General features: G+C 61.8%; 14 protein-coding genes. 3 read left to right on the plus strand and 11 right to left on the minus strand.

What is annotated here, in order from left to right:
• Nucleotides 1-8: 8 nt before the first annotated feature.
• The 5 genes from PJE01S_RS14240 to PJE01S_RS14255 all read right to left on the minus strand — a co-directional run bounded on the left by PJE01S_RS14240 (nt 9) and on the right by PJE01S_RS14255 (nt 4,087).
• Entirely contained in the window at nt 9-998 is a 990-nt protein-coding gene (locus PJE01S_RS14240) for a tripartite tricarboxylate transporter substrate binding protein (RefSeq protein WP_068834294.1), read from the minus strand.
• Nucleotides 999-1,057: 59 nt separating this feature from the next.
• Complete coding sequence (locus PJE01S_RS14245; protein WP_068834295.1) at nt 1,058-1,816, minus strand: ABC transporter substrate-binding protein; 759 nt, start codon at nt 1,814-1,816, stop codon at nt 1,058-1,060.
• 30 nt (nt 1,817-1,846) lie between these two features.
• Nucleotides 1,847-2,014: a hypothetical protein gene (locus tag PJE01S_RS25750; protein WP_218017521.1), complete on the minus strand. Its 168-nt coding sequence runs from the start codon at nt 2,012-2,014 to the stop codon at nt 1,847-1,849.
• Between the two features lie 129 nt (nt 2,015-2,143).
• Nucleotides 2,144-3,061: a GntR family transcriptional regulator gene (locus tag PJE01S_RS14250; RefSeq protein ID WP_245660782.1), complete on the minus strand. Its 918-nt coding sequence runs from the start codon at nt 3,059-3,061 to the stop codon at nt 2,144-2,146.
• 30 nt (nt 3,062-3,091) lie between these two features.
• Complete coding sequence (locus tag PJE01S_RS14255) at nt 3,092-4,087, minus strand: tripartite tricarboxylate transporter substrate binding protein (RefSeq protein ID WP_084389550.1); 996 nt, start codon at nt 4,085-4,087, stop codon at nt 3,092-3,094.
• A 107-nt stretch (nt 4,088-4,194) separates the two neighbouring features.
• Between PJE01S_RS14255 and acnA the strand changes: the two genes are divergently transcribed.
• The 3 genes from acnA to prpF are packed head-to-tail and all read left to right on the plus strand — an operon-like array spanning nt 4,195 to nt 9,061.
• Nucleotides 4,195-6,810, plus strand: a complete 2,616-nt coding sequence (gene acnA, locus PJE01S_RS14260; RefSeq protein ID WP_068834297.1) for an aconitate hydratase AcnA — start codon at nt 4,195-4,197, stop codon at nt 6,808-6,810.
• The gene (locus tag PJE01S_RS14265) at nt 6,810-7,877 is read left to right on the plus strand and encodes a lactonase family protein (RefSeq protein WP_068834298.1); all 1,068 of its coding nucleotides are present in this window, start codon (nt 6,810-6,812) and stop codon (nt 7,875-7,877) included. The genes acnA and PJE01S_RS14265 overlap by 1 nt, the downstream gene beginning before the upstream one ends.
• 2 nt (nt 7,878-7,879) lie before the next feature.
• Nucleotides 7,880-9,061, plus strand: coding sequence for a 2-methylaconitate cis-trans isomerase PrpF (prpF, locus tag PJE01S_RS14270; protein ID WP_068834299.1), 1,182 nt, complete (start codon nt 7,880-7,882; stop codon nt 9,059-9,061).
• A 298-nt stretch (nt 9,062-9,359) separates the two neighbouring features.
• Here prpF and PJE01S_RS14280 read toward each other — a convergent pair whose 3' ends face one another.
• The 6 genes from PJE01S_RS14280 to PJE01S_RS14305 all read right to left on the minus strand — a co-directional run bounded on the left by PJE01S_RS14280 (nt 9,360) and on the right by PJE01S_RS14305 (nt 16,616).
• Nucleotides 9,360-10,445 (minus strand): XdhC family protein, encoded by a 1,086-nt coding sequence (locus tag PJE01S_RS14280; protein ID WP_068834301.1) that lies wholly within the window; start codon nt 10,443-10,445, stop codon nt 9,360-9,362.
• Nucleotides 10,446-10,478: 33 nt separating this feature from the next.
• The gene (locus PJE01S_RS14285) at nt 10,479-11,063 is read right to left on the minus strand and encodes an SRPBCC family protein (RefSeq protein ID WP_068834302.1); all 585 of its coding nucleotides are present in this window, start codon (nt 11,061-11,063) and stop codon (nt 10,479-10,481) included.
• A 52-nt stretch (nt 11,064-11,115) separates the two neighbouring features.
• Nucleotides 11,116-12,300 (minus strand): vWA domain-containing protein, encoded by a 1,185-nt coding sequence (locus tag PJE01S_RS14290; RefSeq protein WP_068834303.1) that lies wholly within the window; start codon nt 12,298-12,300, stop codon nt 11,116-11,118.
• A 105-nt stretch (nt 12,301-12,405) separates the two neighbouring features.
• The gene (locus tag PJE01S_RS14295; protein WP_068834304.1) at nt 12,406-13,308 is read right to left on the minus strand and encodes an AAA family ATPase; all 903 of its coding nucleotides are present in this window, start codon (nt 13,306-13,308) and stop codon (nt 12,406-12,408) included.
• A 118-nt stretch (nt 13,309-13,426) separates the two neighbouring features.
• Entirely contained in the window at nt 13,427-14,218 is a 792-nt protein-coding gene (locus tag PJE01S_RS14300; protein WP_068834305.1) for an FAD binding domain-containing protein, read from the minus strand.
• A 22-nt stretch (nt 14,219-14,240) separates the two neighbouring features.
• The gene (locus tag PJE01S_RS14305) at nt 14,241-16,616 is read right to left on the minus strand and encodes a xanthine dehydrogenase family protein molybdopterin-binding subunit (protein WP_068834306.1); all 2,376 of its coding nucleotides are present in this window, start codon (nt 16,614-16,616) and stop codon (nt 14,241-14,243) included.
• Nucleotides 16,617-16,698 lie beyond the last annotated feature (82 nt).

The following is a 16,698-nucleotide window of genomic DNA, read 5'->3' on the forward strand; positions in this document are numbered from 1 at the left end:
GCCTCCCATCACTCCGCCTTGATGCCACGCTTCTTGGCCAATGCGCCCCAGCGGTCAACCTCGCTCTTGAGCAGCGCGCCAAACTCCTCGGGCTTGCCCCCAGCAGCCGTTAATCCATCTTGCGCCATACCAGCCTCCATGCCGGGCGCCGTCAATGCTTCATTCACTGCCTTGTTGAGCTTGGCCTGAATTTCCTTCGGAATTCCCTTTGGGGCGATCAAGCCGTGCCAGTTAATGACCTGGTAGGTGGGGAATCCCGCCTCGATCACCGTCGGAACCTCAGGCAAGGCCGCCAATCGCTTCGGAGTAGTAACCGCCAATGCCTTCAGCTGCCCGGATTTCACAAATGGCAAAGTAGAAGCTACGGTGCCGAAGACCAGTTGAATGTGGCCTGCGATGGCGTCCGTCAGGGCCGGCGAGGTACCCTTATAGGGTGCATGAACTATGTCCACGCCCGCAGTATCCAGAAAATACTCAGTTGCCATGTGAACAATGCTACCGTTGCCAGCAGATCCGTAAGTCAGTTTTCCAGGCTGTTTCTTCGCCATGTCCACCAATTCTTTGAGGCTGTTAACCGGGACTTTAGGATTCACCGCCACAATGAACGGTCCGCGTGCCAGCTGCGCGATGGGAGTGATGTCCTTGACAGAATCGAATGACAGCTTGTAAAGACTGGGGTTGACGGTGTAGCTGGCGGCCGCCAGGAACAACGTATAACCATCCGCGGGCGCCTTCAATGCCAACTCTGCCCCAAGATTTCCGCCGGCACCGGGCCGGTTCTCCACGATGACGGGTTGGCCCAGCCTGTCGCCAAGTTTCACGGCCAATAGGCGTGCGATGAAGTCCGAGCCACCTCCGGGAGCGAATGCGACGACGATCTTGACCGGCCTGCCAGGATAGGCAGCTTGGGCACCAGCCTGGGCGGTGATGCCCAAAGCCGAGCTGGCGATAAGTGCTGCTACGAGCTTGCGACGACCGATTTTTTGCTGTGAGGACATGTAGGTTTCTCTTTCTCTAAATGATGGGGGGGGCGGAGGTACTTCCTGGTTTGAAAGCGCTATGGGCTGGCTGGCGGGTACCCAGCAGGTGCTACCGTGGCGCCTTCGATTCGATGTGCCGCCAACGCGTTTGCGATAAATCCAGATGCCTTCATCTCTTCCACGAAGGATTTGAGGAAGTCGAAAGCATGGTCATTCCGGCTGGACGGAATACCCATGGCTTGATGGATCACCATGAATCGTTCGGGCAACAACCGCACACCCGGGAACCGCCGTGCATCGGCTTCCAGCTGTTGTTTCACACCTGCCGCTACGTCGATGCTTTGTTCGAGTAAGACCTCGACCACCGTAGGCGAAGTTGCAGCCCTCAGAATCTGCGCGTTCTTCAGTTCACGCGTGAGGAAAAGGTCGTAGGCGCTGCCAGCGCCTACGACGACCTTACGACCGGGTACATCCACCTGGGTGTTGATGTGGATTGGCGAGTCGATTCGCACCATGTAGCATCCCTCGATTTGCACGTATGGCGGCGTGAATCGAATGCCTTCGCTTCGAGCCGGGTCAATTGCAAAGAAGCCAATATCGACGTGTTGTTCCCTGAGCGCCTTGACCGCCTCACCAGCGGCGTCGAACGCGACGAGTTCGACTTCAACGCCCAGCCTTTCAGCAAAAAGGCGGGCGAGGTCCACAGACACGCCAAACAGCTGGCCAGTAGAGGCGTCGCGACCTGCCAGGATCGGATTTCCAAGGTTGATTGAGTAGCGAATGCGCCCATTAGGAGCCAAGGCATTGCGAAGGCTGGAAAGATCTTTGATGGTCATTGGATTTCCTGGAAGCACGCTTCTACTGGTTCAGACGGCCGCTCTGGCCGATGACGAAAAGTTCGACAAAATTAGAGATGGAGCGTTGGCCTGAAATGAACTCGATCGGGTATCCAGCGCATAAGCCGGCATTGCTATTGCGACCGCCGCCACTACTGAGATAGTGGCTCGCGACAGGGTTTTAATCGTGGGGAACATGCTTGTCTCCTATGGTTTGTTGCGAAAAAGAAAGGGCAGAAGAGTCAGGATGAGAGCTCGTTAAATTGTATTAAGTAGTCACTTTAGACATTAAAGGGCGTGTTTATTGAACTGAGGTAGAACTAATGCTTAACGAGTGAAGACGTCCTTGCCGTGGACTTTGCCGCGGCGGGCACCATCGAGATGTGCCCGCATCAGAGACGCGGCGAGCACGAATTCGTGCTGGCTGATTGCATCGAGAATGCCCAAATGCTCCTGTGCTTGCGTTTGACGCGCACCGCGCTGCGACGCTTGCCGATACTCCACCAGCCGGCGAAGCTGATTGATCCGCTTGACGGACTGCAGGACGAAGCGATTGTTTGACCATTGCGCCAGCGTCTCGTGAAACCGGCTGTTGGCTTCGAACAGCTCAATGGCCGTCATGCTCTTGAAGCCGCCATCGACGATGCGTTGCTGCTCCCGGCGGAGCTCCTTCAGTTGAAGAGCGTCGAACCGGAATGAGGGACCGAGCAAGCCCATCGGTTCTACGGCCTGCCGGAACAGATAGCTCTCCTCATATGCCTCGGGCGAGTCAATCATCGAGCTGAAGCACCATCCGTGCCCCACGCGCTGCTCGATCCAGCCTTCTTCGCTGATGCGCGCCAGAACCTTGCGCAGGGTGCTGCGCGCAACATCGAAGCGGCGCATCAGTTCAGCTTCCGTGACTTCATCGGGTAGCTTGCCTGCCTGGCGATCCTCGGCGATGGCGAGATACAGCGGATCGTCAGGAAGACTCGAGAACCTGGCTGCCACCGCGCCCCAATCTTTGGCATCCTGTACCAGGAAGTAGCCACGGTTGAGATCCTGCTGCAGGACTCCAAGGCTGGACAAGTGCCGCAACGCCGCTTGCACCGGCGATCGGGAGGTCCCAATTTGCTCGGACAACTGCACCTCGGGCAAGTGCTCACCGGCCCGCCGCCCCTCCCGGCGCACAAGCGCGACAATTTCCCTGGCCACCTTGGTCTGCAGGGGGGTGAGTTCGCTGGGTGATGAAATGCGCATCAGCATAGTCTAGCCCGTCGCTGGTGTGGCGGTGACTCAGTCAATCTTCATGTTGAACTGCTTGATAAGCTTGGACCAGCGCGCGTTCTCCTGGGCGATCAGCCGCGCAAAGTCCTGCTGGCTGGAGCCGACCGGCTCGGTCATGCCGGATTGCAGCCTCTCACTGATCTCCGGCGTCTTGAGCGCGCCATTCGCTGCGAAGTTAAGCCGCGAAATTGCTTCTTGCGGCGTACCCTTGGGAACAACCAAGCCGAACCAGGAAGCAAACTCATAGCCTTTCACGCCGCTCTCGGCCACCGTCGGAACGTTGGGGAGCGCCTTGGAACGCTTGCTGCCCGTCACCGCCAATGCCTTGAGCTTTCCGGCCTTTATGTGCGGAAGCGCCGCCAGAGGGAAGGCGACCACCAGGTTCGTCTCGCCGCCCAGGGCACCAATGATGGCCGGACTGCCGCCCCTGTAGGGAACGTGGGTTAAGTCAAGCTTGGCCATCGCCTTGAGCATCTCGCCGGCGAGGTGATTGGCGCTGCCATTGCCGGCTGTGCCATACGTGAACCGGCCGGGCTCCTTGCGGGCCAGCTCAAGCAATTCCTTCAATGTATTAACAGGAACCGTGGAGTTCGCGCAAATCACCAGGTCAATCGAAGCGAGCTGCGTTACAGGTTCGAACTGGCCGACAGTGAAACCCGGATTGGGATACAGGTACGGATTGAGTGCCATCGTGCCTTGATTGACAAAAGTCACGGTGTAGCCATCGGGCGCGGCCTTGGCCCCGAGGGCGGTTCCGATGTTCCCCGCAGCGCCGCCGCGGTTATCGATGATGACCGGCTGTCCGAGCAGTTCCTGCATTTTCGTTTGGAGGGTCCGGCACACGGCATCCGCATCGCCCCCGGCGGGTTGCGGAACGATGAGAGTAATGAGCTTGGTGGGATAACGGCCCTGCGCGCCGGCCACCAAGGGTAGAAGCCCGGCAAGCGCGGGCAGTGCCGCGCCGGACATGGCTTTGAGAAGGACTCTGCGGTCTATGGGGGACATGGTGTTTCCAAAATTAAGTATGTCGATTGACGTTTGTTTTATCTGATCATAAAATTCAATTTAGAAAAGATCAACATTTACTTTCAGACGCCCTATCCGGATAAACCATGACATCCATCTCGCCCATTTCACTGCCCGGCTCCAGCCTTTCGTACTACGACGTTCAATCCGCGGTTGAAGCCGTGGTTCCGGGCGCATTCGCAAAGATGCCCTACGCGTCCCGGGTGTTCGCTGAGAACCTTTTGCGGAAAAGCACTGCGCAAGTCTTGAAGGACGGTTTGCCCGCAATCCTGATTGCACTGGTCACACGAAGCCACGACAAGGATTTCCCCTTCTATCCAGCCCGCGTTGTGCTGCAGGATCTGCTGGGAACGCCGGCGCTGGTTGATTTGGCGGGGATGCGCGATGCGGTTGCAGAAGCCGGCGGTGACCCGCGCCGAGTGAATCCTATCGTTCCAACGCAACTGGTCGTCGATCATTCGCTCAACGTTGAAGTGGCGGGCTCGGAAGCAGACGCCATGAGCAGGAACATGGAAACCGAGCAGCGGAAGAACGCTGAGCGTTTCGAGTTCCTCGCCTGGTGCAAGAAGGCTTTCACCAATCTGGATGTCCTGATGCCAGGCAGCGGCATCCTTCACCAGATCAACATCGAGCGCATGTCTCCGGTGATTCAGGTGAACGAAGGCATTGCCTATCCGGATACCCTGGTTGGTACCGACAGCCACACGACGATGATCGATGCCCTGGGCGTCGTGGGTTGGGGTGTCGGCGGCCTTGAGGCTGAGTCGGTCATGCTCGGCCGCGCCATCTGGATGCGCCTGCCCCAACTCGTAAGAGTGCAGCTTGATGGGAGCGTCCGCCCTGGCGTGCTCGCAACAGATGTGGTGCTTGCGCTGGCCGAGTTTTTGCGCGGGCAAAACGTCGTCGGCGCAATTCTTGAGTTTCACGGTCCCGGCGCCGCGGCCCTTCCACTGGCTGATCGGGCCACCATTTCGAACATGGCACCGGAGTTCGGCGCCACGGCAGCAATGTTTGCCATCGACGAACGCACGCTCGACTACATGCTGTTGACGGGGCGTACCAGGGCTCAAGTTGACCTGACCCGCGCCTACGCCAAGGCGCAAGGCCTGTGGGCCGATCAGTTCGCGCAAGCGCAGTTCGACCGCACGCTGGCGTTTGACCTGGGAATCGTCGTTCGATCGTTAGCGGGACCCAGCGACCCGCATCAGCGAATTTCGCTGGCGAGCCTCAAAACCAAGGGTATTGCCCTGGAATCCCCGGATGTGCCGACAACCGGCCCGATACCCGATGGCGCCGTGCTGATTGCGGCCATCACGAGTTGCACCAACACGTCCAACCCACGCAGCATGATCGCCGCAGGGCTGTTGGCCCGTAAAGCCATCGAACGAGGGCTGACACGCAAACCCTGGGTGAAAACGTCGTTGGCGCCCGGTTCCAAGGCTGTTGAACTGTACCTGGCTTCGGCGGGTCTGCTGGAACCACTCAAGCAATTGGGCTTCGGAATCATCGGTTTCGGGTGCACATCGTGCAATGGCATGTCGGGCCCGCTGGCGCCGGCCATCGAAAGTGAAGTTCTTTCCCGCAAGGTGCATACCACCGCCGTCCTGTCTGGCAATAGAAATTTCGATGGCCGGGTACATCCCCATGTGAAGGAAGCGTTCCTGGCTTCGCCTGCGCTGGTCGTTGCCTACGCCATCGCAGGCTCCATCCGCGTCGATGTGGAGTCGGGAGTGTTGGCCACAGATTCGGAAGGCACAAACGTTCTGCTGTCGCAGCTGTGGCCTTCGGATGCCGAGATTGACGAGGCACTGCAGGCGAGCGTCAAGCCGGAACAGTTCACCAGCGTCTATGACCCGATGTTCCGGCGCGGCGCAGCCGATGCGCCAGGGACGGAGGGAGACGTCCCGGTGCGGTTCGCCTGGCGGGAGGACAGCACATACATCCGCCGGCCGCCGTATTGGGAGGACGAGTTCACCTCGGTAGGAAATTTCGCGGGCTTGCGCCCGCTCGCTGTTCTCAGTGACAACGTGACCACCGACCACCTGTCACCCTCTGGAGCCATTCTTCCCGACAGCGCCGCTGGCGAGTTCCTGCAGTCGCGTGGAGTTGCACCAGTCGATTTCAACTCGTACGGCACCCGCCGAGGCAATCACGTTGCAGCAATTCGAGCTACTTTTGCCAACAACCGCTTGAAGAATGAAATGGCCGGCCGCGAAGGCTCGCTCACCTGCCTCCAACCCGAGGGCGTGGTGATGAGGCTTTTTGATGCCGCTGAGACCTATATGCAGCGAGGCCAGCCGCTCATCATCGTTGCCGGCAAGAACTACGGATCGGGGTCGTCACGGGATTGGGCCGCCAAGGGCGTGCGCCTGATCGGGGTCAAGGTTGTGGTTTGCGAGAACTTCGAGCGAATCCACCGCACGAATCTTGTGGGGATGGGCGTACTTCCACTTGAATTTCCCGCCGGGGTGACGCGCAAGTCCTTGGATATTGACGGCACCGAGACATTTGACGTCGAGGGCGTTGAAGGGGTGTCTCCTGGGCCGGACTCTCAGTTGACATTGGTCATTCATCGCACGAGTGGGTCCGTCGCGCGCGTTCCCGTCGTCTGCCGGATCGACACCGAAGAGGAGCGGCAGATATTTGCAGCCGGAGGTCTCCTGCAGCGCATTGAGATGGAGTTCATGAAGGCGGCGGTTTGATGGCTGGTTCTTGCTATCGCTGGTTTGCGTATGTCGGTTGTCGAACCACGCGTGAACGCAATGCCCGCGGAAAGGGACTGTCCGTCTATGGTGTTCATGCAGATGGCCAGTGGGAACTGGTTCAGCAAGTAGAAGGCTTAGTCAATCCTTCTTTTCTGTGCCTGGCACACTCGGAGAGCGCTATCTATGCCGTTCATGGAGATCAAAGCCATGTCAGTTCTTTCGACGTCGACGCGCGCGAAGGCACAGTGCGCCAAACCAGCGAGCAGGACGTTGGCGGGAATAACCCGGTTCACCTGGCGCTCTCCCGGTCGCAACGGTGGCTTCTTGTCGCCAACTACGCGACCGGCAATGTTGTGTCGCTCCCCGTTCAGCCTGACGGCGCCCTGGGTCGGCTGGCCAGCTCGCTGAGTCTGCCAGGGATCCCTGGCCCGCACCTCCAGCAAAAGGGAGCTCACCCACATCAGATCTGTGTGGACCTCATGGGCCGATGGCTCTTTGTTCCTGATAAGGGCCTGGACAAGGTGTTCACCTTATCCCTGCACGAAGGAACGGGTGAGCTCAAACTTGTCAGCAAATTGGGACATCCGCCGGGCACTGGTCCGCGCCACATGGTGATGCACCCGAGACTGCCAAGAACCTACGTAGTGGGCGAGCTGGACCGCACGGTTGCCACCTGCCGGCTCAACCCCGCGACTGGCGAACTCGATCTGCTGAGCACAACACGTACCGTGCCTCCCGGTGTCGAGTCTGGTTCAGCCGCAGGCATCATCATCACAGGCAAGGGGCAGTCTTTGCATGTTTCCAATCGGGGCCACGACAGTGTTGCATCCTTTCCCGTCAATGCAGACACAGGCGCATTGCTTGACCCTATGTGGGCACCGACGGGTGGTGCTACTCCCCGCTTCATAAGTGGCACACCAGACGGCGATTTTCTGCTGGCGGCCAACGAGGACGCCGACAACCTGGCGATTGCGCGACTGGACGCCAATCACCCAGCACCGCTGACGTTTCAACCATTCATCCAAACCGAAAGCCCGGTTTGCGTTATTTTCAAGAAAGCATAGCAATGAAGTCACAGAGACAAATCGGAATTAAAGCCACCTACATGCGGGGGGGCACCAGCAAGGGCGTTTTCTTCGTTCCAGAGGACCTGCCTGCTTCGGCTCAAAAAGATGTCAAGTTACGTGACGCCATCCTGCTGCGAGTCATAGGAAGCCCGGACCCCTACGTCAAACAAATTGACGGGATGGGCGGCGCTACATCCAGCACCAGCAAAGTCGTCCTGGTCAGCCCAAGCACCCGGCCGGACTGCGACGTGGACTATTTGTTTGGGGCTGTGTCAATCGATACGCCCGTGGTGGACTGGAGCGGAAACTGCGGCAACCTGACCTCGGCCGTGGGCCCCTTTGCGATTGCCCGCGGACTCGTAGCGGCGCCTCAAGACGGTGGTGTGGCCGTCGTTCGGATTTGGCAAGCCAACATCGGAAAAAAGATTGTGGCCCACGTGCCAATAGCTGGCGGTGAGGTCCAGGAAGTGGGTGATTTCGAGTTGGACGGCGTGACATTTCCCGCCGCCGAGATCAAGCTGGAGTTTCTCGACCCCGGCGCCGATGAGGACAGTGAAGGCGGCGCCATGTTCCCGACGGGCCACATGATTGACCGGGTTGAGATTCCCGGCGTCGGCACAATCGAAGCAACACTGATCAACGCGGGCAATCCCACCATCTTCATTGATGCCGCGACTGTGGGTTTGAAAGGCAACGAGCTGCAGGATGCGGTCAACTCAGATGCAGAGTTTCTGGCTCGTTGCGAAGCGATCCGTTCGCAATGCGCGGTCGCGATGGGTTTGTCGGCTACAGCAGAAGAGGCAACTGCGAAGCGGCCTCACACACCCAAGCTTGCATTCGTCAGCAAGCCACTTGACTACATTGCTTCGAGTGGTAAATCCGTCGCCGCGATAGACATCGACATCCTGGCACGAATCATGTCTATGGGTAAGCTACACCACGCTATGACCGGAACGGGCGCCGTGGCGATTGCCGTCGCGGCCTCAATTCCCGGCACGCTCGTCAGCCGGAGCTTGCCAGCGGGTTCCTTGCCTGTGGTGCGCTTCGGTCATCCTTCTGGAACGCTGTCGGTAGGCGCCACGGCTGAGAAGGTTCAGGGCGCCTGGACAGTCACGAAAGCCATCATGAGTCGTAGCGCTCGCCGTCTGATGGACGGCCAGGTGTTCGTGCCTGAGTCGTGAGTCACGCTGGAGTCTAGACGATTGGGATATGCGCTCTGGCCGGAACCCCATTGGTAGGGCGGCAGGAGCCGCCCTACCAATGGGCCGCGCACAGCGCGGTTGCCTGTCAAGACAAGGGGCTCATATTCTTGCAGCGTTACGGCTTAACCCTCATCACTGCCGTGCCGCATGTGCTGGGCGCCTTGCTCATGACGGCGGTGGGCGTTAAAACAGCTATGTTTTCTATAGCGATTTATGCAGTCTGGACGCAGGCTACAGACTGATTTCCATCAAAAACCCAAGCACAAACCCTTCAGGACTACACCTGCGGCACCCCACACACCAGATCGCCCGCATCGTTGCCCACCACGGCGCGCTCGTTTTTGGCCTGCGCCACTTCCATGTCGCGCGGCAGCACCACGCCGTTTTTCACGGCCAGCACTTCCGCCATCACACTGACGGCGATTTCCGGCGGGGTCTTGCTGCCTATGTAAATGCCGATGGGACCGCGCAGCCGGGCGAGCGATTCCTCGGTCTGCTCGAAATACTCGATCATGCGGGCATGGCGCGCGTCATTGTTGCGGCGTGAGCCGATGGCGCCCACATAGAAAGCCTCGGTCTTGAGCGCTTCGAGCAGGGCCAGGTCATCGAGCTTGGGGTCATGCGTGAGCGCAATCACGCAGCTGCGCCGGTCCGGCTTGAAGGCGATGACCACGTCGTCCGGCATATCCCTGAGCACGGTGGCGCCCGCCACCGACCAGGCGCTGCGGTACTCTTCGCGCGGGTCGCACACCGTGACGGCAAAACCGCTGAACAAGGCCATGGTGGCCAGGTATTCGGTCAACTGGCCCGCGCCGATCAGCAGCATGCGGTATTCGGGGCCAAAGGTGTTGACGAGTTCGGTGGCCGAGAGGCTGAGCATGGCCGGTGCCGAGGCCTGCGCGATCGTCACCGCGCCGTCTAGCAGGTGCACATGGCGCTGCATCAGCTGCCCGGCTTCGAGGGCCGTCACCAGCTGTGCCAGGGCCGTGGCCTCGGGGTCGTACTCCAGCAACAGCTCCAGCGTGCCGCCGCAGGGCAGGCCGAAGCGGTGTGCTTCGTCGGCGGTGACACCATATTTGACAAACGCGGGCGGGCCCGACGGGATTTCCTTGCTCCCGGCCTGGCCGCTGCCCTGGGCGGGCTGCGACGCATAGGCTTGCGTGTGCCGGTAAATCAGGTCGTCTTCAATGCAGCCGCCGGATACCGAACCGACGACAGCGCCGTCTTCGCACAGCGCCATGATGGAGCCGACCGGCCGCGGCGACGAGCCCCAGGTGCGCACCACCGTGGCCAGCAAAGCGCGTTTGCCCGCCGTACGCCAGTCGCGCAGCGTGCGCAGCACCATGACATCAAGGTTTTCCATCAGCTTTCCTTTCCGCCGGCCCTTGCAGACGCATCAGCTTGCCAGCCATACCACCAGCGCCAGCGCCGCGGCGCCGGCAATCCAGACCCACATCGGAACACCCTGACTCCGAGCGCCAGCCTCCGGTTCCGTCTCCACCTCACCCTTCACCATTTTGGCGGCATAGCTCTCGGGATGCTGGCGCTGCATTTCTTCGTCAAAGCGCTTGAAAAAATCCTCCGCCATGGACTTGGCGGCGCCGTCAATCAGCCGCTGCCCGAGCTGCGCGACCTTGCCGCCGACCGAGGCATGCACGGTGTACGACAGCTCGCAGCCATCCTCATTGGGCAGCAGCCTGACCTCGGCGCTGCCTTTTCCGAAACCGGCGGGGCCACCCTGCCCGTCAAACGACAGCTTGTAGCTGGCCGGCGGGTTGATGTCGCTGAGCGCAATCTTGCCGGAGAACTTGGCCGAGACCGGCCCGATTTTCAGCGCCATGCCGATGGCGTACTGGTTCTCACCGACGGCCTCCACCTTGTCGCAGCCCGGTATGCAGGTTTTCAGCACCGCCGGGTCGTTCAGCGCATCCCAGGCTTGCTGCTGGGTCACGGCCAGTTCACGGCTTGCTTGCATGTCCATGGCGCTGTCCTTTTTTCATTTTCGGTTAATGGGGAGTTGGGGAGTTGCAGGCTCAAGTTTTCATCAAGGCCGCCAGGCTGGCCGCCAGTTCTTCGAGCTTGGCCAAATTGTGTACCGCCAGCATGCCGTGCGCGTGGGCATGCAGCACCGCTGCGCCGCGCGCCAGCGGCGCGTAGCCGTCAAAACGTAACAAGGGGTTGAGCCAGAGCAAACGGCGGCTGCGCCGGCGCAGCCAGGCCAGCTCCTGTGCCAGATCGGCCGGCTCACCGGTGTCCAGGCCGTCGGTGATGACCAGCACAATGGTGCGGCGACCGACCAGGCGGCGCGCATGGTGCTCGCGCAAGCTGGCCAGCGAAGCGCCCAGCTGGGTGCCGCCGGCAAAGTCTTCAATAGCCAGGCTGGCATGCGCCAGCATCTCGTCGGTGTCGGCCTGGCGAAACGCCGGGGTCAAGTCGGTCAGGTGCATGCCGAAGGCAAACACATCGCGCTGCGGGTGGCGCCGCGTGGCCGCGTGCAAAAAAGCCAGCAGCAAACGGGCATAACGCTCCATCGAGCCCGATACATCGACCAGCACCAGCAAGGGCAGCGCCTGCTCGCGCCGCTGCAGGCGCGGCAGCTGCATCAGCTCGCCACCGGTGCGCGCGGCCCGGTGCATCACGCCCGGCCAGTGGATGCGTGCACCCAAGACTGCAGGGCGGCTGCGGCGCGAGGTAAACATGGGCAAGGGCAATTTGATGTCGCGCGCCAGCCGCTCGACCAAGCGGTATTCGGTGGCGGACAGCGCGTTGAAGTCGGCGTGCTGCAGGCGCTCAATATCGCTGGCCGTCATGGCCGCGTCAAACTCGACCTTCTGGTCTTCGGCAACTGGTTTGGCCTGCTGGCCGAAAGCTTTTTTCGGTGCCAGCGCCTCGCGCACGCGCGGCCGGCGTTTGCTTGCCTCGGCTTGGCCTTCGGCGCTGGGCAGCAGCTGGGCCAGCAGCTTGTTGGCCACTTTCGGGTCCTGGAAATACACATCGAACAGCTCGCGAAACACCAGGCGGTCCTGCTCGCGGCTGACCATGACGGCTTCAAAGGCCGCGCTCAAGTCTTCTTTGTCCGCGACACCCACCACCAGCGCCGCCTCTTTGGCCAGCGCAATGCGCTGGCTGTCGATTTTTACGCCGGCGCGGCGCAGCGCCCGGCCAAAACCGGTGATGTTGTCGGCCAGTTTGCCGCTGCGCGCGTCACCTAGCAACATGGAGCCCCCACGCTTGTCGCTTCGCGTACTTCGCTGCCCCCCGAGGGGGCTAATTTCCCTTGGGGCGGCCCGGCGGGAAATTGCGTGGCGCTCACGGTCAGCATCTCACGCGGTCTCTTCGTGGGGCTTGAGCAATTCCACCGCCATCTCGTGCGTCAGCGCCGCCACGTCTTCGCGCTGTTTGAACAAAATGCCTGCGGTATCGGCCACCACCTCGGGGTCCACCACCAGCGTGTCCAGCGCCACCAGGGCCTTTGCCCATTCAACGCTTTCGGCGATGCCAGGCGCGCGCTGGAAGGCATTGCCAAACGGCGAGCGGCGCAGCCGGTCTACAAAGCCGGCGACCTGGGCCGACAGCAGCTCGCCGGCCTGCGGCACCTGGCTCCGCACAATTGCCAGTTCGCGCTCACGGTCGGGGTAGTCGAGCCAGTGGTAGAGGCAGCGCCGCTTGACGGCGTCGTTGAGTTCGCGCGTACGGTTGCTGGTGAGAATGGTCACCGGCGTCGCTTCGGCGCGCACCGTGCCGATTTCCGGAATGCTGACCTGGTACTCGCCCAGGTACTCCAGCAAAAAGGCTTCGAAGGGCTCATCGGCCCGGTCGACCTCGTCGATCAGCAGCACCGCGCCCGGCGCCGGCGTCTGCAGCGCCTGCAGCAGGGGCCGGCGGATCAGGTAGCGGTCCTGGTAGACCTCGCGCTCCACGTCGGCGGCATCGCTGTGGCCTTCGACGGCCCGCATGTGCAGCAGCTGGGCGGCGTAGTTCCACTCATAGAGCGCCTCCCGCTGCTCCAGCCCGTCATAGCACTGCAGGCGTAGCAATTGCCGCTGCAGCGCCACGGCCAACGCCTTGGCCAGCTCGGTCTTGCCGACGCCAGGCTCGCCCTCCAGCAGCAGCGGGCGCTGCAGCTTGAGCGCGAGGAATACCGCCGTGGCAAGGCGGCGATCGGCAAAGTAACCGGCGCCCTGCAGCGCCTGCGTCAACGCATCAATGCTTGGGAAAGGTGTCATCAAATCGCTTGGCCATTCTTCTGTCGCTATCAATTCAGTAGCTGCTTGCACCCAACCCTAAAGGGCTACAGGCATAAAACGCTTGCAAATACCAGCAAAACAGCGCCTGCAGCCCGGATCAAGCCAGCGCCTTGGCCACGCCGCGCTGCGCCTGCACGCTGATCAGGTTGGCGCGGTAAGCCGCCGTGGCATGGATGTCGCTGTTGAGGTCAGCCGCATCGATCGTGACGGCCGCTGCCGCTTCCGGCGTGAAGCTTTTGCTCAAGGCATCTTCCAGCGCCTGGTGGCGGAACACGCCGTTGGCCGCGCCGGTGATGGCCACGCGCACACCGGCATCAAACTGCGCAATGAACACACCAACCAGCGCAAAACGCGAGGCCGGCTGCTTGAACTTCATGTAGGCCGCGCGCTTGGGGATGGGAAAGCTGATGGCGGTGATCAGCTCGCCCTCGTTCAGCGCGGTGGCAAACATGCCGAGGAAAAAGTCGTCGGCGGCAATCTGGCGCGCGGTCGTGTGAAGGGTCGCGCCCAGCCCCAGCACCGCGCTCGGGTAACAGGCGGCCGGGTCGTTGTTGGCCACGGAGCCGCCCAGCGTGCCCATCGCGCGCACCTGCCGGTCGCCGATGTGCGCTGCCATGTCGGCCAGCGCGGGTAAGGCCGCCTTCAGTTCGGCGTTGTCGGCCACATCGGCGTGGCGCGTCATGGCACCGATCACGAAGGCATTGCCCTCGCGCCGGATGCCGCTGAGTTCCTTGATGCCGCTCAGGTCGACCAGCTGCTCAGGGCTGGAAAGGCGCATCTTCATCGACGCCAGCAGGGTCTGGCCGCCGGCCAGCGGCTTGGCGCCGGCGGCGGCCAGCTTGGCGGCATCGGCCAGGGTGGCGGGGCGTTCCAGGGTGAATGCATACATGGCGGTTGCTCCTTGGAAGGTTTCAGGGTTTGGCAGCCTGGATGGCTTCCCAGACGCGGCCGGGCGAAGCGGGCATGTCGAAGTCGGTCACGCCCAGCGGCTTGAGGGCATCGAGCACGGCATTGATCACCGCCGGCGGCGAGCCGATGGCGCCGGCCTCGCCGCAGCCCTTGGCGCCCAGCGGGTTGTGGCTGCAGGGCGTGCACAGCGTGGCCAGCGTGAAGTGGGGCAGGTCGTCGGCGCGCGGCAGCGCGTAGTCCATCAGGGAGCCGGTCAGCAGCTGGCCGGACTCCTCGTCGTACACGCAGCGTTCCAGCAGCGCCTGCCCGATGCCCTGCACCAGGCCGCCATGCACCTGCCCTTCGACAATCATCGGGTTGATGATGTTGCCGAAGTCGTCCACGGCGGTGAAGCGGTCCACCCGCACTTCGCCGGTGGCCGGATCGATCTCCACTTCGCAGATGTAGGTGCCGGCCGGGAAGGTGAAGTTGGTCGGGTCGTAAAACGCCGTCTCGTTCAGGCCGGGCTCCAGCTTGTCGAGCGGGTAGTTGTGCGGCACGTAGGCCGTCAGCGCGACCTGGCCGAAGCTGACTTTCTTGTCGGTGCCCTTGATGGTGAATTCGCCGTTGGCAAACTCCACGTCGGCGTCGCTGGCCTCCATCAAGTGGGCGGCGATTTTCCTGGCCTTGGCCTCTATCTTGTCGAGCGCCTTCATGATGGCCGTGCCGCCGACCGCCAGCGAGCGCGAGCCGTAGGTGCCCATGCCGAAAGGCACACGCCCGGTATCGCCGTGCACCACGTCCACCTGATCGACCGAAATGCCCAGACGCGCGGCCACGACCTGGGCAAAGGTGGTTTCATGCCCCTGCCCGTGGCTGTGCGAACCGGTGAACACGGTGACGCTACCGGTGGGATGCACCCGCACCTCGCCGCACTCGAACAAACCGGCGCGTGCACCCAGCGCGCCGGCAATGTTGCTAGGCGCCAGGCCGCAGGCTTCGATGTAGCTGGAGTAGCCGATGCCGCGCTTTTTACCCGCGGCTTCGGTCGCCGCCCTGCGCTGCGCAAATCCGGCCACGTCAGCCAGCTCATTGGCCCGCGCCAGCAGGGCGCGGAAGTCGCCGACGTCGTACTGCAGCGCCACCGGCGTCTGGTAGGGGAACTGCGTCACCATGTTGCGCCGGCGGATTTCGTCCTGCGCCAAGCCCAGCTCCCAGCCGGCGCGTGTCACCAGCCGCTCCAGCAGGTAGGTTGCTTCGGGGCGGCCGGCGCCGCGGTAGGCATCGACCGGTGCGGTGTTGGTGAACCAGGCATCGACCTCGACATAAATCTGCGGCGTAGTGTACTGGCCGGCCAGCAGGGTCGCGTACAAAATGGTCGGAATGGCCGGCGCAAAGGTCGACAGGTAAGCGCCCATGTTGGCGTCGGTGTGCACGCGCAGCGCGAGGAACTTGCCGTCTTTGCCAAGCGCCATTTCGGCATGGCTGGCATGGTCGCGGCCATGGGCATCGCAGACAAAGGCTTCGCTGCGGTCGGCCGTCCACTTGATGTTGCGGTTGAGCTTTTTCGAGGCCCAGGTCAGGCACACGTCTTCGGCATAAAGATAAATCTTGGAGCCGAAGCCGCCGCCCACATCGGGCGCAATCACGCGCACCTTGTGTTCGGGCAGGCCCATCACAAACGCCGTCAGCAGCAGGCGCTCGACGTGCGGATTCTGGTTGGCCACGTACAACGTGTATTCGTCGGTGGCGCGGCTATAGGAGCCGATCACGGCGCGCGGCTCCATGGCATTGGGAACGAGACGGTTGTTGATCAAATCAAGTTGGGTCACATGCGCGGCCCCGGCAAAAGCCGCGTCGACCTGCGCCTTGTCGCCTATCGCCCATTTGAAGCAATGGTTGTCGGGGGCGACATCGTGCAGGGTCGCAGCCTTGGCGGCATCGGTCACCTTGACGACGGCGCTCAGCACCTCGTAGTCCACCTCCACCAGCTCGGCGGCGTTTTTGGCCTGCTCCAGCGTCTCGGCCACCACCATGGCCACATGGTCGCCGACATAGCGCACCTTGCCCTGCGCCAGGATCGGGTGCGGCGGCTCCTTCATCGGCGTGCCGGAGGTAGAGGTGATCAGCCAGCCGCAAGGCAGGCCGTTGATCTTGTCGGCCGCCACATCCGCGCCGACAAACACACCCAGCACGCCCGGGGCCGCCTTGGCGGGGGCGGTGTTGATGCTTTTGATGCTGGCGTGCGCATGCGGCGAACGCACAAACACCGCGTAGCTCTGGTTGGCCAGCGTGATGTCATCGGTGTACTGCCCACCACCGGTGAGAAAGCGGTAGTCTTCCTTGCGAAGGACGGAAGCGCCAATATTGGGCAGGTTGACAAAATCGGATGCACCCATGTCTGTACTCCTGAGAAATTAAATCACCCGGTTCACAGCGGCTCGCGCGCCGGCAGCGCATTTGGACAGCGGCAGCAGACGG

The sequence above is a fragment of the Polaromonas jejuensis NBRC 106434 genome, assembly GCF_001598235.1.
Taxonomy (GTDB): Bacteria; Pseudomonadota; Gammaproteobacteria; order Burkholderiales; family Burkholderiaceae_C; genus Polaromonas; species Polaromonas jejuensis.